Source organism: Photobacterium sagamiensis (assembly GCF_050337085.1).
GTDB lineage: Bacteria > Pseudomonadota > Gammaproteobacteria > Enterobacterales > Vibrionaceae > Photobacterium > Photobacterium sagamiensis.
Window position 1 is genome coordinate 13474 of sequence record NZ_JAKJSP010000072.1, and the last position, 19797, is coordinate 33270.

Consider the following 19797-nt stretch of genomic DNA (forward strand, 5'->3'; position numbering starts at 1 on the left):
TGAGTTCCTCTTCATAATCGTCTATTTATTTGTATATACATATTCCTTGTTACGAATGAGCAGGCGAATAAACTGGCGATTAATCAGAGATAATCCATGGAACGAGTGCTCACCAACCTTCGACTAGTGACGATGCAATCAGATGCCATGCACACAGGCAATGGTTATCAAGTCATCGAAAACGGCATGATTGGCATTACCAATGGCAAGATCATGTTTGCAGGTAAAGCTTGCCACGACGATCTGCACGGCCATCCGGATGTAATTGATTGCCACAATGCACTGGTGACACCAGGACTCATTGATTGTCACACCCATCTGGTTTTTGCCGGCAACCGTGCCAACGAATTCGAACAGCGCCTTAACGGTGTGCCTTATGAACAGATAGCCAAAGCAGACGGTGGGATCCTCGCAACCGTTCGCGCTACCCGCGAGGCATCAGAAGACGAACTTTACGAGCTTGCCCTTCAGCGTCTTCAAGGACTTAAAAGTGACGGCGTCACGACTGTCGAGATCAAATCAGGTTATGGGCTAACCGTTGACGATGAACTGAAAATGCTTCGTGTCGCTCGCCGTATTGGCGAACTCAACGATATTAAAGTCTCGACAACCCTGCTTGCCGCCCATGCAGTACCGCCTGAATACACCAATCGCGCTGATGACTTCATCGATTTAATCTGCCGGGAAATCATCCCTGCTGCAGCCCGTGAAGGTTTGGCCGATTATGTTGATGTGTTCTGTGAAGGAATAGGATTTTCTCCACAGCAATGCCAGCGCGTTTTTGCAACAGCAAAAGAATTTGGTCTCGGGATCAAAGGCCATACCGAGCAACTGTCGAATCTGGGAGGTAGCGCTCTTGCCGCCCGTATGGGAGCAACATCTGTCGATCACATTGAATATCTGGATCGTGAAGGTGTTGCCGCCCTTGCTGCCTGTAATACTGTTGCAACACTGCTGCCCGGCGCATTTTATTTTCTGCGAGAAACCCAGCAGCCCCCAATCGAACATCTTCGCCGGTTGGATGTTCCCATGGCTATTGCAACTGATTTTAACCCCGGCACCTCACCGATAGCATCGCTCCGTACCATGATGAATATGGCCTGTACCTTGTTCAAGCTTACCCCGGAGGAATGCTTGCGCGGGGTAACGTGCAACGCCGCAATGGCTTTAGGTATCGGCGAGAATCGCGGCCGGATCCAAGTGGGCATGGATGCTGATCTGGCTCTCTGGCAGCTGGAAAGCCCGGCTGAGTTATCGTACCGCCTGGGTGTACCTGATTTATTCGCACGTGTTGTTGATGGCGAGTTGTTCTATGCCAATGAAGCGGAAGGCTCTATAGATGAGGAAAAGCGCTATGCCAATTGATATGAGTGTATGGCAAGGCCGGTGTGATCCTGAAGACGGTGAACTAGGCATGCGTTGGCATCAAAAAGTGCTACCTGCAGATCAAGCTAATGAAGAAGGCATTATGCTGTTAGGCTTCGCCTGCGATGAAGGTGTGGCTCGTAACAAAGGCCGCACCGGCGCCTTTGATGCCCCAGTTGCCATCCGCCGCGCTTTAGCCAATTTGGCCTGGCATCACCAGGAGCCCGTTTATGATGGCGGGGATATCTGTTGTGATGATGGCAACTTAGAATTAGCACAATATCGCTTAGGTGAAGATGTCAGTCGTGCACTGCGCCAGCGCCACAAAGTTATCGTCTTCGGCGGTGGTCACGAAGTGGCATGGGGAACATTCCAGGGCATTGGTAATTATCTGCTGCAGAAGCAGCACGTATCTGAAGACATGGCTGATCAACCGGTTGAACAACCCGCACCACGTGTTGGTATCATCAATTTTGATGCACATTTTGATTTAAGAAATCCACCGGCAGGGCCGAGCGCCGGACAAGGCAGCTCAGGAACCCCCTTCCATCAGGCAGCGCGTTTTTGCCAGCTACAGAACTGGCCATTTAAATATGCCTGCTTAGGGCTGAGTCGAAGCAGTAATACCAAAGCATTATATGAAAAAGCTGACCGATTAGGTGTGCTATACAAAGATGATACCGAGCTGACTCATCATGATCTCGAACATACTCTGACCGAGCTAAACGCTTTTATTGAGGAGTGTGATCACCTTTATCTCACCATCGATCTGGATGTCTTTCCAGCATCCGTCGCACCCGGTGTCAGCGCACCGGCGGCACGCGGCGTATCGCTTGAAATTGTCGAGACATTAATGGAACCCATTTTAACCGCTAAAAATGCACAAGGTGACTCGAAGCTACTGGTTGCCGACTTAGCGGAATATAACCCTCGTTTTGATATTGATAACCAAACAGCACGGTTAGCCGCAAGGCTGACCTGGACTATCGCCCGTGCGATCCGTTAATCGCCACGTACCTTATGACCATGATCGCACACAGCAAGGAGAGCAACATGACGCAAGTATCGTCCCGCCCCCAAATAAAAAAAGCACGTTTAGATGAAACAAGAACCATCATTGCACCTACTGGGACTAAGTTGAGTGCTAAATCCTGGTTAACAGAAGCGCCATTGCGAATGCTGATGAACAACCTGCACCCGGATGTGGCTGAACATCCCCATGCACTGGTTGTTTATGGCGGTATCGGCCGCGCTGCCCGTAACTGGGAGTGCTATGACAAAATTGTTGAGGTGCTTAAACGTCTGGAAAGTGACGAAACCTTGCTGGTTCAGTCAGGCAAACCTGTCGGTGTTTTTAAAACGCACAGCAATGCACCGCGAGTATTAATAGCCAACTCTAACCTGGTACCACATTGGGCAAATTGGGAACACTTCAACGAACTCGATAAAGAAGGCCTGATGATGTATGGCCAGATGACGGCCGGTAGCTGGATCTACATCGGCTCTCAGGGCATCGTTCAGGGTACCTATGAAACTTTCGTTGCAATGGCTCGTCAGCACTTTAATGGCGAAGCCCATGGTCGCTGGATCCTGACAGGCGGCCTAGGCGGTATGGGTGGCGCTCAACCTCTTGCTGCAACAATGGCTGGTTTCTCAATGCTCGCCGTGGAGTGTGATGAATCCCGGATTAATTACCGTCTGCGTACCGGTTATGTCGATTGCAAAGCAACCAGTTTAGATGAGGCGCTGGCCATTATTGAAGAGTCAAAACAAACCGGTAAACCTGTCTCTGTCGGGCTGTTAGGCAACACCGCCGATATCTATCCAGAACTGGTTGAGCGTGGCATCACACCTGATGCAACCACCGATCAAACATCTGCACACGACCCGTTAAATGGCTATCTGCCAAAGGGCTGGAGCATGGAGTACGCCGCAGAAATGCGAACCACAGACGAAGCTGCTGTAGTGAAGGCCGCGAAACAGTCTATGGCCATACAGGTACAGGCGATGTTAGATCTGCAAACCGCGGGCTCTGCTACGGTTGACTACGGCAATAACATCCGTCAGATGGCATTTGAAGAAGGCGTCAAAAACGCATTTGACTTCCCAGGCTTCGTACCTGCATATATTCGTCCGCTTTTCTGTGAAGGTATCGGTCCGTTCCGCTGGGCGGCATTATCTGGCGATCCTGAAGATATTTACAAAACCGATCAGAAAGTAAAAGAGCTGATCCCGGATAATCCGCAGCTGCATAACTGGTTAGATATGGCTCGCGAGCGTATTCAATTCCAGGGTTTGCCAGCACGGATTTGCTGGGTTGGACTGAAAGATCGTGCTCGTCTCGGCTTGGCATTCAATGAAATGGTAAAAAATGGCGAACTGAAAGCACCGGTTGTCATCGGTCGCGACCACCTCGATTCCGGCTCTGTTGCCAGCCCTAATCGCGAAACTGAAAGCATGATGGACGGCTCTGATGCGGTTTCTGACTGGCCGCTGCTCAATGCGCTTTTAAACACGGCATCGGGTGCAACCTGGGTATCACTACACCACGGTGGCGGTGTAGGCATGGGCTTCTCACAACACTCTGGCATGGTCATTGTAGCCGATGGTACTGATGAAGCCGCAGAGCGCGTTGGTCGAGTGCTTCACAATGATCCGGCAACTGGCGTCATGCGTCATGCCGATGCAGGTTACGATATTGCCGTTAACTGCGCGAAAGAACAAGGCCTCGACCTGCCAATGGTCAATCTTACAGATACTAATAACAATAAATAACAGATAGTGAAAAAGGAAGAATCATGTACCAGTTAGAAATTAATCCAGGAAAACTATCGTTAAAACAGCTTCGTGAAGTCAGTCGTCACTCTGTTCAACTGTCATTAAATGATGAAGCACTGCCGGGCATGCTGGCCAGTGCAGAAGCCGTCGCGCAAATCATCAAAGAAGACAAGGTCGTTTATGGCATCAATACCGGTTTTGGCTTATTGGCCAATACCCGGATTGCGGTAGAAGATCTGGAAACCCTGCAACGCAGTATCGTGCTTTCTCATGCTGCCGGTATTGGTCAGTTCATGGATGATGCCACCGTGCGTTTGATGATCGTGTTAAAAGTGAACAGCCTGTCTCGTGGCTATTCGGGTATTCGCCCGTTAGTTGTAAATGCCCTAATTCAGTTAGTTAATGCTGAAGTGTATCCGTGCATTCCTAAAAAAGGCTCTGTTGGCGCATCGGGCGATCTTGCTCCCCTCGCCCACATGAGTACCGTTCTGCTGGGTGAAGGTCAGGCACGCTACAAAGGTGACGTAATTACTGGAGCCCGGGCCCTTGAAATTGCAGGGCTGGAGCCAATCACACTGGCACCGAAAGAAGGCCTTGCTCTGCTAAACGGCACTCAGGCATCAACAGCCTTTTCGCTGGAAGGCTTCTTTGCTGCAGAAGATCTGTATGCAGCAGCAACAGTTTGTGGCGCGATGACCGTTGATGCCGCACTGGGCAGCCGCCGTCCATTTGACCCGCGTATCCACCGCGTCCGCAGTCACCGTGGCCAGATAGATGCAGCAATGGCATACCGTCATATGTTGGATAACAATAGTGAAATAGGTCAGTCACACCAACAATGTGAAAAAGTACAAGACCCTTATTCACTGCGTTGCCAGCCGCAGGTTATGGGTGCCTGTTTACAGCAAATTCGTAATTCGGCAGAGACTCTCGAAATTGAAGCCAACTCAGTGTCTGACAACCCATTGGTCTTTGCTGATGATGGCGATATTATATCTGGTGGCAACTTCCATGCTGAACCTGTTGCGATGGCCGCCGACAACCTGGCACTTGCCATTGCAGAAATTGGCAGCTTGTCGGAACGTCGCATGGCGCTATTGATCGACAGTAGTTTGAGTAAGCTACCGCCATTTCTGGTCGATAATGGCGGCGTTAACTCCGGCTTTATGATTGCTCAGGTAACAGCTGCGGCACTTGCCAGCGAGAACAAAACCTTCGCCCATCCGGCGTCAGTAGACAGCCTGCCAACCTCTGCGAACCAGGAAGACCATGTATCTATGGCAACCTTCGCAGGTCGTCGTTTAACCGATATGGCTGAAAATACACGGGGCATTCTCGCTGTTGAGTTGCTTGCAGCAGCACAGGGGCTGGATTTCAGAAACCCTGACAGAAGCTCTGAGCGCGTCGAACAGGCCAAAGCGCTGTTACGTGAACGGGTCACCTTCTACGACAAAGATCGCTACTTCGCACCCGATATCGAAAAGGCAAATCAGCTGTTAAAAGAAGCGCTGTACAATCAACTAATGCCAGCGGCACTGTTGCCAAGTCTATAAGCGGTAACTCGCTCACCTGTTTCACTTCACCTTTATCGGGAATGTTGTTTTTCAACATTCCCGATAATTACATCAACATATCACATAAGGCTTAGAAGTTGATTTACAAGCTTTTTCACTCAAAGCGACTTCACCATAAAGCTAAAACCTTGATAAATGCACGGTTACCTCTTGCTGAAATGGTCTAAGATGTTGATGAGACTCTAATAACATTATGTCGCTATCAATATTGTTCTGCCGTGGAGGATGCTATGTGGCAAGCCATTTCTCACCAGCTTTCAGAGGTATTAGGGATAACATTCAAAATCACTGAGCGAGAAGCCCTCGCCGGTGGTGATATAAATCAATGCTATTGTATTGGTGATGGTGAGGAACGTTTCTTTATCAAGCTCAATGACAAAGAACAACTCGCCATGTTTGAAACCGAAGCTGAAAGCTTACGGATCCTCAATGAAGCAAATTGTGTTCAAGTACCACAATTTTTTCACGTTGGCACCTGCCGCGATAAATCATTTATTATTCTCAACTACTTACCCACGAAAGCCATTGATAGCGAGACGGCTTTTACACTCGGCCAGCAATTAGCCAAGTTGCACCAATGGGGAGAACAGGCTGAATACGGCTTTGATTTTGATAATTACGTCGGCATAACACCGCAGCCGAACAAATGGCGCCGTCGTTGGTGTCGTTTTTTTGCTGAACAACGCATCGCCTGGCAGCTTCAACTGTGTGAAGAGAAAGGCATCGACTTCGGCAATATCGATACCATCACCGGCAATGTGATTAAGCTTCTGATGAACCACCAACCGAAGCCCTCATTACTTCATGGCGATCTCTGGCACGGTAATACCGCACTCACCGTAACCGGTCCGCTCATCTTTGATCCAGCTACCTATTGGGGAGACAGAGAATGTGACATCGCTATGACTGAACTCTTTGGTGGTTTCCCGGCCAGCTTTTATCAAGGCTATCAGTCTGTCTGGCCTTTAGATGACGGGTATCAAGAACGTCGCGATCTATATAATTTATACCATGTCTTAAACCACTGTAATCTGTTTGGTGGCGATTATTTAGCTCAGGCTGAGCACACAATAGAGAAGTTAGGTTTAGCTCTGCCATGAGTTATAAAGAGTGATGAGTTAACAAACTCACTGCTTTGATATACAGTGCCAACCATTGGCCTCATTAATACCTGATAGTCAATTCTTAGCTTGCATCGTAAGCTAAGAATTTTTATTTTATGAGGCGATATTTTGTTGAGTACGAGTAATACCGATTGGTAGTACCACTGACGTTAGGAAAATCATGTTACAAGCTGCAGTATTTGATATGGATGGCCTGCTGGTCGATTCAGAACCTTTTTGGCAACAAGCACAAGTCGAAGTATTTTCTTCTTTAGGTGTCATTATTGAACAAAAAGAAACGTTACAAACCATGGGATTGCGAATCGACCAGGTGGTTGAATTCTGGTTTAGCAAACAACCATGGCAAGGTCCAGACTGTGTGGCAGTCACGGCTTCTATCGTCGAGCGTGTGAAAGAACTGGTTAAAGAGCACAAACCTGCACTGCCCGGTGTTTTTGAAGCCATCGAAGCCTGCGAAGAAATGGGATTAAAAATTGCCCTCGCCTCTTCTTCTCCGATGAGCTTAATTATCGCGACGTTAGAAGCACTCGCATTAGAAGGTAAGTTTGAAGCCGTACTGTCAGCTGAACACCTTCGCTATGGTAAACCTCACCCTGAAGTCTATATCAACGCCGCTGATGCACTCGGTATCGCACCACAAGCCTGTGTCGCCTTTGAGGATTCAGTTAATGGGTTACTTGCCGCCAAAGCCGCACAAATGAAAGGTATTGCCATACCAGAAAAGGCGTATGCTGATGATCCACGCTGGGCAATCGCTGATTATAAACTTTCCTCGCTTCACGAAGTAAAAGAGCCGTTACTGCGCAGTCTGTAAATTATAAATTTCCCCTCTTTGATGTAAAGATAATCCCGATTGTCTTTACATCAACTTATTACCGCTCCAGCTATTTAATATGTTCCTTTTTTGACATTTTATAAAATATTTCAGTTCTTATAATGAAATTAATATCCAGTCCAAAAGGGATAATTTGAGACAGTCAGTCCATCAATTCATCGAAACTTGAAATCAACTCAAACTTCTTGGTTAATTCTCGGCAAAAACCAATACTTAACGCTACGATTTAGTTATACCTATTTATTATCGGCTGATTTATCAGTTAAAAGAAAAGAATGTGTGAATTATATAAGGGTTGTGAACCTGTAAACGCATTCTAAGGAGTACGAGATGAAGAACTTTTCTGAGCAAAGTGTTGTTTGCCCACACTGCGGGCATAACATTAAGATCACGCTTGATACAAGCGGGGGAAGCCAAGAGTTTTATGATGAGTGCCCTGCATGCTGTAATGCTATCCACCTAAATATGCAAGTCGATGAACTACACAAAACCATCAACTTATTTATTGATGCGGATGACGAACAGATCTTTTAAAGACTAAATTGTAATAGCGTTAGTTCTGTTTATACCCACCATTTTATCTCCATATATAAGTGGTAAGCATTAGACTGTGCGGCACAAGGATTTCTGGCCGGATTCAAGCAAAAAGGGAACAATACTAATTGAAATTCCCTTTTCCTTTATATTCATTACTGCTAATCGATGAGCTTGGCGACACTTGATAATAAATACCAATAAATACATCCATCAGTAAAATGAAGTGTTTTTTATTTCGTTGATTGATTCGCTAAAACCCGTTCAACGGTATCAACCACGGCCTGAGTTTGTGGATCGATCTCAATATTGATCACGTCGCCTACCGAGCGCCATTGTAAGTTAGTACGCTGTAATGTCTCGGGAATTAAATTCACATTAAAAGTATTATCAACCACATCACCGATCGTCAGGCTTATCCCATCGATTCCGATATACCCTTTTGTAAACACATACTTCATCTGTGCTTGCGGCATTGTAAACCACACCTGATGATTATTTTCAGAAATCACCACCTCTTTAACCATGGCTGTGCACATGATATGGCCTGACATAGAATGGCCTCCTATCTCATCACCAAACTTTGCGGCCCGTTCAACATTGACACTATCACCCGCAGACAACAGGCCTAAATTGGTCACTTTCAGCGTCTCTTGCATTAAATCAAAAGAGACTAAATCGCCATCCACAGCTGTAACCGTCAGACAACAGCCATTATGGGCAACAGATGCACCAAGTGTTAATCCGTCAGATAAACCTTGAGGCATTCGAATCACATGTGTCTGAAAGTTTTCTTTTTTTATGATTTTAATAACTTCAGCTGTACCTTGAACAATTCCTGTGAACATTATTTTACCTAGATATTGGTTGGCGAGGATCCATTGGTGAGTATTATACCAAAACCACCTCAATATACAGAGTTTTGTCAGCATATCAGAATAACGATTGTCTCTGCGTATTGAATCGCTATAATTCCCCAAACATCTACGGTCATATTTTTTCGTTATCCGATATATCTGCTTTCAGGAGCATTCTGTGCATAATTACAGGCGTGAAACACGTCAATTACTTAAGTTAGCGATTCCGGTACTCATCGCTTCAGTCGCTCAAACATCTATGGGGTTTGTCGACACCGTAATGGCCGGCGGCGTGAGTGCCACTGACATGGCGGCGGTTTCTGTTGCGGCCAGTATCTGGCTTCCATCTATCCTATTTGGTGTAGGCTTGCTGATCGCGTTGGTACCTATTGTTGCAACGCTTAATGGCTCGGGCAAGAAGCAAAAAATTCCATTTGAAGTACAACACGGTTTCATGTTGGCTGCCATTATATCTTTGCCTATTATTTTGGTGCTCTACAATGCGGGCGCTCTGATAGACATGATGGATGTCGAACAAGACCTAGCAGATAAAACCATTGGTTACCTGAATGCCGTTTTATTTGCGGTTCCTGCCTTCCTCTTTTTTCAGACCCTTAAAAGTTTTTCTGAAGGTTTGTCTCTTACCATACCAGCAATGGTAATTGGCTTCATTGGTCTTGCTGCCAATATCCCCCTCAACTGGATATTTGTATATGGTAAGTTCGGCGCACCAGAGCTTGGCGGGGTTGGTTGTGGTGTTGCAACAGCGATTGTGTATTGGTTAATGTTCTTTTCGATGCTGGTATACGTCAAACTGAACAAACGATTAAACTCGATCGGGCTGTTTAACCATTGGCATAAACCTCAGCTTTCAGCAATTTTGCGTCTGTTCAAACTAGGGCTGCCCGTGGCTGCCTCTATTTTCTTTGAAGTATCACTATTTGCTGCCATCGCGCTGTTAATTTCACCTCTAGGTTCAATTACCGTAGCCGCACATCAGGTTGCGAGTAATTTCTCTTCACTGATCTTTATGATCCCTATGAGCCTGGGGATGGCACTAAGCATTCGTGTGGGCCACCTACTTGGTAAAAAAGATCTTGAAGAAGCGAAGATTGCCTCTCGTTGTAGTTTACTAGTAGGACTGGTGATTGCCATGCTTACGGCACTGTTAACCGTGATATTCCGCGAACGAATCGCGCAGATGTATACCGACAATCCTGAAGTTATCCTTATCGCAGGACAACTCTTGTTCTTGGCTGCTATCTATCAGTGTACCGATGCTATACAGGTTGTAGCGGCGGGTGCTCTACGAGGCTACAAAGATATGCGTGCTATCTTCATCCGTACCTTTATCGCCTACTGGATATTAGGCCTGCCTGTGGGTTATATCCTCGGTATGACAGATTGGATTGTTGAATCGATGGGGCCACATGGTTTCTGGATTGGCAACATTGTGGGTCTGTCATCGGCCGCTCTGATGCTGGCAAGCCGTTTACGCTGGGTGCAACGCCAGAGCAATGATTCCCAGATTGAAATGTCGCTTCGATAACAAGGTGCCATGTTGTAAATAATAGTAAGGCAGCTTTATAAGCTGCCTTTTTTATTCCAATCAATTTGAACATTCCGCTATTCTTATACCAACGGTATTAGCCAGAGAATAAAAAATAAATAAGCCTTTTTTCGCCTATACTCTGGTGCTGCTTGCTATCAGCCTCCTTGTCGGTTGCGAGCGAAATTCAACCGAAAACAGCCTGCACACCTACCACAATCGCTTAGCCAATGTGCTTGATGTTGTGCCTGCAGCCGCGCCGGACACCAAACTTGCCCCTCTACCCGATATCCGCGAACTCCAGCTTCCCATCGAAGATATTCGCATTGGTCTGCTCGATGCCTACGAGCTGAGAAAATGTGAGCTCTTTCATCTGATAGCCGAGCGCAATTCTGTTCTGGGGAAAGTACAGGACAAAACCCATCAACTGCGGTATGAACTGCTGCTGGTGAACGGCCTCAGTCGCTGCATTAGCATGCAGGAAGAAGATTCAGAACTACAGGCTGAACTCAAACAACTCCACCAAAAGAAACAACAACAATTACCCCGTTATTTTTGGAATATGCTCGTCACCGGTGATGAATGGCGTAAACAATTCACACTGCTGTCTGTCCCGTTTTCCTTAGGTCAATTTCCCGGTTTTGTCGAAAACCAGGAAGCAATGCGGCATTTAGCGGGCCTTGTTGGCTCTATTTCTCAGCAACAACCAATTCCCGCCAAATCTGCCGAAGCCTTGTTATTTCATCAGCAGCAAATCCATATTTTCCGCTATTTCGGCCAGCTGTTTTATTCGCTGGCCAGAACCCGTGACTGGCTAATTACTACCACAGAGATGCTGGAAGCCCATGAGCAACTGATTATCTGCGGCCCCAACCGCAATCAACAAAAGGCCGAATACTTAAGTAATGTATTTTACCGTTTCTTTGTCTCAGACATTCAGCCCTATCTGTCCGAGCTTGACTCCCAGTACCGTCAACTTCAGCCCGATTTACAAAAGGTCTTTACAATTATTCCTTCCGGTATGACCTCTTTTATCCCCTATCAAAAACAGCATATTGACGGTGCAATTTATCAGTCGTTTCGGCAAGCAACACTCAGCCATGTGAAATTCTGGCAGCGCACGTTTGATCGTTGCAAGATCAAAGTGGGATTATAAATTCTCTTGATGTATTCTTGTTGCAGAAAGCCACATGACGAACAGTGCATTCCAACGTAAGCCGTTAATTGATTAATGCATTCATATGCAAGGGATGAGATATGAAAAAGAACAAAAATGAAGCCAAACTACTGAAAAAAGCTATGGAGCTGGGTATGGCTTTTGCGAAAAAGCAAGGGTATGGCGATCTGGAAAAAACCGTTTCATCAACTGAAAGAGTCGAGTGTGTTTATCGGCTATTGGTGGAATGCAAACAAATCACCCCGCTGGCAATCGATCAGGAAGACGGGGTGAATATGAAACATAAACTGGTGCTGTGGATTTCACGTATGCTTCCGCCAGATCATGAGCTATTGAACTAAGACTCTTTTCCCAACAAAAAAGGTCTGCAGATGCAGACCTTTTTTATGCTTATACTCAGCAATACTATTACTAATCAGCGCTTTGCCTATTCGATCCGCAATAAGCGCCCGGTCAAAGCAGGAGCTCTCACGGTAGTTAGCTGCTCTCCCGCTATGATTTCTTCACCGGTAAGCAGATCCACCAGCTTGGTAGCTGTTTTTACTTTGCTCATATCAAGTTCAAAAGATTGCTCAGCCGTCGAGACGTTCAGCAGATAGACAATTTGCTCGTCACCATACTGTTTCAAATCAGCATACAGTTGCGCTGTTGTCTTCAGATTACGGCGCTTACCTTTATACAAAGCAGGATGTGCCGCACGCACTGCCATGGCATTACTCAGCCATTTTTTAATATCGGCTTGGTCATCCGTCAATGTCACACCGGTTACCCCTTCCACTTTACCGCTGGAACGGGCGACGTGATCATCACACAGGCCTTGATCAACACAGCCTGCTGTCACTTTTGTATCAAAGTTTGCGACCTCATCACCGATCTCTTCACCATAATAAAAAGTGATCGGGCCTGACCACGCCGCTAAGAAACTGAAGGCAGCTTTATGGCGTTTTACATAATCGCCTTTATTACCGCGTTGGATCAGATCTCCAAAACGAACTAAATCATGGTTACCCAGCATCAGGTTAGGCATCGCATGGTAAGGATAGTTTTCGATGCGATTCCAGAATGTATTGATCGCCCTGGCATCGCCACTCGCACCTGACTCTTCAACCGCCAGCGCCTGGACTAAACCATAACGTAGCGGGAAGTTAAACGCTGACGACAAACCAGGCTCTTTATCTGTACCATAGTTAGTCTCCGCGATGTATTCAGCGCTATTCCACACCTCGCCCACCATGTAACCCAATGTGCCCCATTGCTTGCCTGCCTGCTGATTTTCTGCCGACACTGCTTCCACGGCAGAGCGGATCTCGCGCCATTCTGCTAATGGCACCTGATAGGCCTGATCTAACCGCCAGCCATCAATGTCGTATTCTTCAATCCAGTAGGTTGCAACCTCTTTGAAGAACGCTAAGCTCTCACTGCTTGGATAGTCAACCAACATACCCGGATAATTGGCATCACCCGCCCTCAGCTTAGGCAGTTTTCCTGTCGGTGACGGCTTAGCGCCCGTCTTATTGGTATGGCCAAATACCCCGTCAAGGAACACATACATCCCTTTTTCATGCGCCTGGGTGATCAACGTTTTCAGCTGTTCGTTAGTGCCGAAATTCGGATCTACATTAAAGTAATCACACGCATAGTAGCCCGTTGCATCGAGTTTAACCTCGCCCCCTGCTCCCTCACAGGAGTCAAACACCGGAGTCAGCCACAACGCATTCACGTTCAGACTCTTGATGTAATCCAGACTGTCAATAATACCCTTCAAATCACCGCGGTGATGGGAAGAACCATAGCCTTGGTTATAATCAGCCGTGTTGTCACCATCGACAAATGACTCGACCATGATTTGGTACATCCGCAAGTTACAAGCCGGGTTTTCACCGCCGTAACACGCATAAGTTGAAACATTACCTGCTTGATCGGAGAGCTGCTGTGAACTCGAGCCTCCGCTACCACAGCCTGCTAACAGGCCAAGTGCAGTGAGTGCAGTGAGTGCAATGCCCAGTTTGGTAAGGTTCATTTTCATTTCTATCCCGTCATTATGATGGCTTGTGAGCACAGGCCGTGGCTTCATTTCCCGCAAGGGTTAGAAAATATCACTACATAATATAAACAGCAGATACGTCATCACCTCCCCCCATATAGCAGTTCTAAGGGGAGGATGAGACAGGCATAGACATTGAATTTATGAATAAAATCACAGAATGAAGGAGGAGTTGTCTAATTTACTCACCATATCCCCTCACAAAAGGATGCTGTGATCACACTTGGTTTATCCGTAACACGGAAAAACTGAAAGTCAGTAACATCCCCCTATTTTTAATCAAATCGTCATTATTTGAGTTTGTTCACAAAAAATGCCGTCGTAAATCAAGTAATAGTCAGCCCGCTAAACCGATCCACTGAGTTCTCGCTGAACACCGCATCTTGAAGTGGTTTTGTATATCTCGATTAACCGATTGTATTTTATCATTAATGCTATTTTGTGCATGTGCCGACATCAAACTGATTAATGCGCGAGCAAATAAACACTATTTAAGAAAAAAGCGACCTCAAACACTTGCGCCTAATTGTTCGAGTCGCTACTATTCCTTTCGTTCCCGAGACGGAACATCAAGAAAGAACGTAAATAAAGCTCGCTTAGCTCAGTTGGTTAGAGTACTTGCATGACATGCAAGGTGTCACTGGTTCGAGTCCAGTAGCGAGCACCAAAATTCAGATAACACGCAACAGCTTGTTATCACACAGTACAAATTGCTCGCTTAGCTCAGTTGGTTAGAGTACTTGCATGACATGCAAGGTGTCACTGGTTCGAGTCCAGTAGCGAGCACCAAATTTCAGATATCAAGCAATAGCTTGTTATCGCACAGTACAATTTGCTCGCTTAGCTCAGTTGGTTAGAGTACTTGCATGACATGCAAGGTGTCACTGGTTCGAGTCCAGTAGCGAGCACCATATTCAGATAACACGCAATAGCTTGTTATCGCACAGTACAAATTGCTCGCTTAGCTCAGTTGGTTAGAGTACTTGCATGACATGCAAGGTGTCACTGGTTCGAGTCCAGTAGCGAGCACCATATTGAAGAAAGCCTGTTCTCACGAACAGGCTTTTTTTGTGCTTGGCGTTTAGTGTTTTTTTTGAAGACATAAATGATTGCCATTGCTACCAGCCCTTTTAGCACTTGGTGTTCTATCATTATACCAATCTGGACAATTCTCCTGACTGGTATTACCACATGACTTTTATTACCGACATTGTTTCCAGCTACGTCCATGAAGCCTGTGTCTCTGAAATTAAGCACATGGCCATGCTGAGTGCCCGGGTGGAAGGGGCCGTCTCACTCGCGTGGGGATTACCTTCTTTCAGGACGCCAGACTACATCCGTGACGGGGTTATAAAACGGCTGGATCAGGATCAGGATGCCGGAAAATACACCTTGCCGGATGGTCTGCCGGAATTCCGTGATCTGGTCGTTCAAAAGCACCTGGCTGAGACGGGGATTAGCGTCTGCGCCGATAGTAACGTCATGATCACTGCGGGCAATATGCAGGGGTTGAATACGATGTTTCACACCATGCTCGATCCCGGTGATGAAATTATTCTGACCGATCCATGCTTCGCATCCCATATCCAACAGATCATTCTATTTAACGGCAAAGCCGTTTATTGGCCCTTGGATGAGAACAACAACTGGAGTTTAGATATTGATCGGTTGCCGTCGTTAATTACCGATAAAACCCAGGCCATTGTGCTGGTATCGCCATCGAACCCGACAGGTAAAATATTTACCGAACAGGAATTGGTACAGGTGGGAGAAATAGCCAGGCAACACGATATTCTGGTCATCATTGATGATCCCTACAGTAGTTTTACCTATGAAAACCGGAATAAATATTTCAATCTTGCCAGCGTCGAACGCTATAAAGAGCATGTCGTCTACCTGCATTCCTTCTCCAAGGCCTACGCCATGAGCGGATGGCGTCTTGGTTATATGATCATGCCGGAAGAACTTAAGCGGGAGGCGATGAAGGTGCACGATGCGACCATGATCTGTGCGCCGCGTATTTCTCAGCTGGCTGGTATCACCGCCCTCTCCCAGCCTTCAACCCATAAACAAGAATTTGAAACCATACTGAATAAACGCCGCAATTTGATGGTCGAGCGGCTGTCAAACGTACCCCATATTTTTTCCTGGCAAAAACCAGAAGGCGCCTACTATATGTTCCCCAAAATTCTGGTGGACCATTCAGACTCAAAATCCTTTGCCATTGATCTGCTATACAATGCCAGAGTTACGGTAACACCGGGAAGCGCCTTTGGCCCGTCGGGGGAAAGCCATGTTCGTATGGCCTATTGTGTTGATGAAGACACGATCAACCTCGCCTTTGACCGGATAGAAAACTACTTTTCTGGCAAATGATCCATAGCCAGATTAACAGTTGACCTTGCATGCATCCAAGGTGTCACTGATTCGAGACTGATAGCTTAATGAAAGTCCTATTTTCACGAACGGGCTTTTTGCGTTACCTGTTGAATGTCTATACTTAATACGGTCACCGAAAAGGAGACTTATCTAACTGGTTGTCTTGTACAAATACGCGCAGCCCCGTGACATGACATAAGAAAAATACAGGTAAATAAACGGAGTTAACCATGAAAGACCAACTTAAAGAAAAAATTGATCAATCCCGAGAAAAAATTCGGGAAGTAACCAATAAAATTGAGGACAAATCTGAAGAATTTTCTGYCGATACCAAACAGTTGTGGAAGCATGCCAAAGATCGGCTCTCAGAGATTAACGAAAAACTGGATGAAGCTTCAGACCATCTTGGCACCAAGACCGATAGTGCCGCCCTGCAAGCCCACCTAGCCGCTATGGAGGCACATGACAAATGGAAAAAGATCAGCGAATCTTTTGGAAATTTTGAACAATTAACCCATAAAACAGCCCATCAGGCGAAAGGCGAACTTGATCACGCCGCACTGCAAAGCCATCTTGCCAAAATGGATGCCGGAGACTTTATGGAAGCAAAAGGAAATACCATCGTCCATGATTTTAAAGTCTCACAGAAAAAGATTGAAAACACCACAATTGCTTCCATCAAAGATATGGAAGGGTATTTTAACAAGATAGCGAAAAAATTTAGTCGTGATAGTTAGTCGCTGTCGCAGCCGATCAATCGTCATGCGAAACAGCAAGTTCATGAAGACGTCTTACCTATTCAGGCGTAAATGCCGATCACAGCCGACACTAAGGGCAGATACGCCGAATTTAACCAACCAATGGCCATTTCAATATTGGCCTACGGTCAGTAGCAGCCTGAACTTTTACCATTTGGGCTATAAATACATTCGTGACATTCATCACGTTATCTTGCTAAAATTCCGCCGTTTTCTACTTTCCCCGAGGCGGCTATGACCAATAAAAGTCTACTAACCAATATTTTATCCCTGTTGATTTTGCTTGTTGGTTATTTAACTAACCAGCAGGTTGTCATGTTCTGCGGCTTATTTGCTTTTTCCGGCGCATTAACCAACTGGCTTGCCATTCATATGCTATTTGAAAAGGTCCCGGGACTTTATGGCTCGGGGGTTATCCCTGCTCGCTTTGAAGAATTCAAGCTTGGCATTAAAACCTTGATGATGGAGCAGTTCTTTACCAAAGAGAACGTCGATCGCTTCCTGACCAATGAAATGGCGAACCCGGTTCAGCTAGATCTTCAGCCCGTCATTGAAAAAATCGACCTTAGCCCGACGTTTGATTCACTGATAGAAGTGATCATGAACTCCTCTTTCGGTGGCATGTTGGTCATGATGGGCGGCGAAGAAGCCTTACAACCACTCAAGCAACCTTTTATCGAAAAAATGCAGGTTTCAATTACTGAAATCAGCCAAAAAGATAATTTTAAGCAAGCGCTAAAAGATCAGTTAGAACAACCGGCAATGTTCAATGAAATCCAATCGACTATTGAAGAGATCATCGACCAGCGTCTGAATGAACTCACACCAGTGCTAGTCAAAGAGATGGTGCAAAAGATGATCCGCGAACACCTTGGCTGGCTCGTTATCTGGGGCGGTGTATTAGGTGGCATTATCGGTATTATCTCGGCACTGATCACAGCTTAATCTCAGCTATTCCCTTAACTAAAAAACGCCGCCTCATGGATGTGAGGCGGCGTTTTTTTATGTGGCAGTTAGTGTCAGATGGCGTTTGACGTGCTAACTAAATCAATATTATGCTTTCTTCGCTGTTCGCTTTTTGGCACCCGCGGCCTTCTTCGCCGCTCTGCGAGCAATTTGCAAGGCATGGCTGGCAGAAACCTGGTTGTTGTAAAAACCATGCGCCGCTTTTCTTAAGGCATGAAAAATCTGCTGGCGTTCTTCATCTAACAAGCCTTGATTACCAAGCTGCTTGATCAGTTCAAACGTGCTTTGGCTGGTGTCGAGATTCACTAATTGCGCAATAAAACGGATGATCTCTTCCGACAACAAGCGCACTTTAAATAAAGTGGTATGCGGATCGCGATGAAGGTTTCGCTCTGCCGCAACAGCGATTTGATACAGCTGTGGGCTGACCTGCTCCAGAAAATAAAAGTTACTTCTCATCTATCTTTTACCTGCAATTAGCCAATGCCTGTTAACGATTTATCACTTGTTCAGCATCTGTTTTAAGCTGTTGTTTATTTGACCAAAAACAATAAGTCTCAGCCACATAAGTGACAAGTTACATATCCTACCGTTCTGGATAGATATCACAAATTTATTAAGGTTATGTGCGTACAATCATGCTAACAAAGTTTCTCACCAATGTTAGCGTCGTAAGTTCATAAATTAACACAACAAAACATATAAAAATCAGACATGTGTCGATTGAAACAAATCGGTACATTTCAGTTCACGCCTGAAATATGTATGTTAAATGACCAATATGTGATTTCACCTAAATTTGAGTAAACATATGAGCCGATTACACTTTTACCTTGAGCAGATTGATGCTGGCTCCCCTGTTAACCTCAATGCATTTCGTCAGCACCTTCCTAAGCAATATCAACATCGATTGCATGATCTTTTTGCTATTGAAAAGGTATCGAAGTCCAGGTGGCATCTGTCTCCCATAAACCTGCCAATTTATGAACAATTAAAAGCAGAGTCCGTTGCACCAACCAATCAAATTGATGCAGCAAAGCGAGGAAACAGCCACCTGGTACGGGGCGATTTTGCTCCATTGCTTCTTCGTACCGCTCACAATGGTGAATTGACCACTGTCGTATTTTGTAAAGACCAACAGCATGAAACTGAAAATATAGAGAAAACAGGCAAAGTAAATTCGTTACTTGTTATTGAAAACCGCGCACTGTTTTTTCAACTTCAACAAACATTCGAAGCCTTGAACTATATGACCAATGATCATTGGGATATCAAAGATTGGGATATCGCAATGGGAGAAGGTAACGGCGCTGCAAATCAGTTATTTATGCCATTTTATCAACGCTATAAACGCTGTGCTTTTCTACTCGATTACGATCTTGGAGGACTCACTACCTATTCAGGTATAGAACGCCAGTGTGCTAACACAAACTTCGTATTGCCAGATAACGCAGTGCTAAGTGCCTAAGGAAAACCAAATTCATTAAGCTACACTTTTATTATCACCTGACACACGCCGATTGAACCGCACGATGCAATGTACTGTACAGCTAACTGAGTTTGAACGTCATACCCTACAGCAACTGTCGTTGAACCATATACACCGAGATATCCGCACTCGAGCCGCAGGAATATTATTATTAGCTCGTATGCTTACGCCTAAAGAGATCGGCGCTGAACTTTGTGTCACTCCTAGAGTGGTATATAACTGGTACCACGCTGGTATGAACTCGGCCTTTGTGGACTATTGAAGGGGCATACCGGAGGGCGACCTCGCGCTTTGTCACCAGAAATGGTGGCTACGGCTGTACAAGTTGCCTGTGCTGAGTCTTTGACAGTAGCCGAGATTGCTCAACG

At 45.9% G+C, this 19797-nt stretch carries 18 protein-coding genes and 4 tRNA genes; 19 read left to right on the forward strand and 3 right to left on the reverse strand.

Annotation, left to right across the window (positions count from 1 at the left end; translation table 11 throughout):
* Nucleotides 1-96 precede the first annotated feature (96 nt).
* From hutI to L4D76_RS25815, 7 genes are all read left to right on the forward strand, one after another.
* Nucleotides 97-1365 (forward strand): imidazolonepropionase, encoded by a 1269-nt coding sequence (hutI, locus tag L4D76_RS25785; RefSeq protein ID WP_428443718.1) that lies wholly within the window; start codon nucleotides 97-99, stop codon nucleotides 1363-1365.
* On the forward strand, nucleotides 1355-2371 hold the full coding sequence (gene hutG, locus L4D76_RS25790; protein ID WP_428443719.1) for a formimidoylglutamase: 1017 nt from the start codon (nucleotides 1355-1357) through the stop codon (nucleotides 2369-2371). Before hutI ends, hutG begins: the two co-directional genes overlap by 11 nt.
* A 47-nt stretch (nucleotides 2372-2418) precedes the next feature.
* Nucleotides 2419-4140: a urocanate hydratase gene (hutU, locus tag L4D76_RS25795; RefSeq protein ID WP_428443720.1), complete on the forward strand. Its 1722-nt coding sequence runs from the start codon at nucleotides 2419-2421 to the stop codon at nucleotides 4138-4140.
* 23 nt (nucleotides 4141-4163) lie between these two features.
* On the forward strand, nucleotides 4164-5696 hold the full coding sequence (gene hutH, locus L4D76_RS25800) for a histidine ammonia-lyase (RefSeq protein WP_428443721.1): 1533 nt from the start codon (nucleotides 4164-4166) through the stop codon (nucleotides 5694-5696).
* Nucleotides 5697-5947: 251 nt separating this feature from the next.
* On the forward strand, nucleotides 5948-6817 hold the full coding sequence (locus L4D76_RS25805; RefSeq protein ID WP_428443722.1) for a fructosamine kinase family protein: 870 nt from the start codon (nucleotides 5948-5950) through the stop codon (nucleotides 6815-6817).
* Nucleotides 6818-7001: 184 nt separating this feature from the next.
* On the forward strand, nucleotides 7002-7655 hold the full coding sequence (hxpB, locus tag L4D76_RS25810; RefSeq protein WP_428443723.1) for a hexitol phosphatase HxpB: 654 nt from the start codon (nucleotides 7002-7004) through the stop codon (nucleotides 7653-7655).
* Between the two features lie 351 nt (nucleotides 7656-8006).
* Nucleotides 8007-8210, forward strand: a complete 204-nt coding sequence (locus L4D76_RS25815; protein ID WP_428443724.1) for a CPXCG motif-containing cysteine-rich protein — start codon at nucleotides 8007-8009, stop codon at nucleotides 8208-8210.
* Nucleotides 8211-8443: 233 nt separating this feature from the next.
* Here the strand turns inward: L4D76_RS25815 and L4D76_RS25820 are convergent, their stop codons facing one another.
* The gene (locus L4D76_RS25820; protein ID WP_428443725.1) at nucleotides 8444-9058 is read right to left on the reverse strand and encodes a riboflavin synthase subunit alpha; all 615 of its coding nucleotides are present in this window, start codon (nucleotides 9056-9058) and stop codon (nucleotides 8444-8446) included.
* 187 nt (nucleotides 9059-9245) lie between these two features.
* Here L4D76_RS25820 and L4D76_RS25825 point away from each other — a divergent pair, with 187 nt between their 5' ends.
* From L4D76_RS25825 to L4D76_RS25835, 3 genes are all read left to right on the forward strand, one after another.
* Nucleotides 9246-10616: an MATE family efflux transporter gene (locus L4D76_RS25825; RefSeq protein WP_428443726.1), complete on the forward strand. Its 1371-nt coding sequence runs from the start codon at nucleotides 9246-9248 to the stop codon at nucleotides 10614-10616.
* A gap of 145 nt (nucleotides 10617-10761) precedes the next feature.
* Entirely contained in the window at nucleotides 10762-11772 is a 1011-nt protein-coding gene (locus tag L4D76_RS25830) for a DUF3080 domain-containing protein (protein ID WP_428443727.1), read from the forward strand.
* Between the two features lie 101 nt (nucleotides 11773-11873).
* Nucleotides 11874-12134, forward strand: a complete 261-nt coding sequence (locus L4D76_RS25835; protein ID WP_428443728.1) for a DUF5062 family protein — start codon at nucleotides 11874-11876, stop codon at nucleotides 12132-12134.
* Nucleotides 12135-12220: 86 nt separating this feature from the next.
* Here L4D76_RS25835 and L4D76_RS25840 read toward each other — a convergent pair whose 3' ends face one another.
* Nucleotides 12221-13813, reverse strand: a complete 1593-nt coding sequence (locus L4D76_RS25840; protein WP_428443739.1) for an alpha-amylase family glycosyl hydrolase — start codon at nucleotides 13811-13813, stop codon at nucleotides 12221-12223.
* 614 nt (nucleotides 13814-14427) lie between these two features.
* Between L4D76_RS25840 and L4D76_RS25845 the strand changes: the two genes are divergently transcribed.
* The 7 genes from L4D76_RS25845 to L4D76_RS25875 all read left to right on the forward strand — a co-directional run bounded on the left by L4D76_RS25845 (nucleotide 14428) and on the right by L4D76_RS25875 (nucleotide 17919).
* Nucleotides 14428-14504 (forward strand) — tRNA-Val (locus tag L4D76_RS25845).
* 45 nt (nucleotides 14505-14549) lie between these two features.
* A tRNA-Val gene (locus tag L4D76_RS25850) sits at nucleotides 14550-14626 on the forward strand.
* A 45-nt stretch (nucleotides 14627-14671) separates the two neighbouring features.
* Nucleotides 14672-14748, forward strand: a tRNA-Val gene (locus L4D76_RS25855).
* Nucleotides 14749-14792: 44 nt separating this feature from the next.
* Nucleotides 14793-14869 (forward strand) — tRNA-Val (locus tag L4D76_RS25860).
* Between the two features lie 159 nt (nucleotides 14870-15028).
* Entirely contained in the window at nucleotides 15029-16213 is a 1185-nt protein-coding gene (locus L4D76_RS25865; protein ID WP_428443729.1) for a pyridoxal phosphate-dependent aminotransferase, read from the forward strand.
* Nucleotides 16214-16446: 233 nt separating this feature from the next.
* Nucleotides 16447-16953 (forward strand): hypothetical protein, encoded by a 507-nt coding sequence (locus L4D76_RS25870; protein WP_428443730.1) that lies wholly within the window; start codon nucleotides 16447-16449, stop codon nucleotides 16951-16953.
* 255 nt (nucleotides 16954-17208) lie between these two features.
* Entirely contained in the window at nucleotides 17209-17919 is a 711-nt protein-coding gene (locus L4D76_RS25875; RefSeq protein ID WP_428443731.1) for a DUF445 family protein, read from the forward strand.
* Between the two features lie 108 nt (nucleotides 17920-18027).
* On the opposite strand, the gene L4D76_RS25880 is transcribed toward L4D76_RS25875, so the two are convergent.
* Complete coding sequence (locus L4D76_RS25880; RefSeq protein ID WP_428443732.1) at nucleotides 18028-18399, reverse strand: hypothetical protein; 372 nt, start codon at nucleotides 18397-18399, stop codon at nucleotides 18028-18030.
* Between the two features lie 352 nt (nucleotides 18400-18751).
* Between L4D76_RS25880 and L4D76_RS25885 the strand changes: the two genes are divergently transcribed.
* Entirely contained in the window at nucleotides 18752-19408 is a 657-nt protein-coding gene (locus L4D76_RS25885) for a hypothetical protein (RefSeq protein ID WP_428443733.1), read from the forward strand.
* Between the two features lie 64 nt (nucleotides 19409-19472).
* The gene (locus L4D76_RS25890) at nucleotides 19473-19691 is read left to right on the forward strand and encodes a helix-turn-helix domain-containing protein (RefSeq protein ID WP_428443734.1); all 219 of its coding nucleotides are present in this window, start codon (nucleotides 19473-19475) and stop codon (nucleotides 19689-19691) included.
* Nucleotides 19692-19797 lie beyond the last annotated feature (106 nt).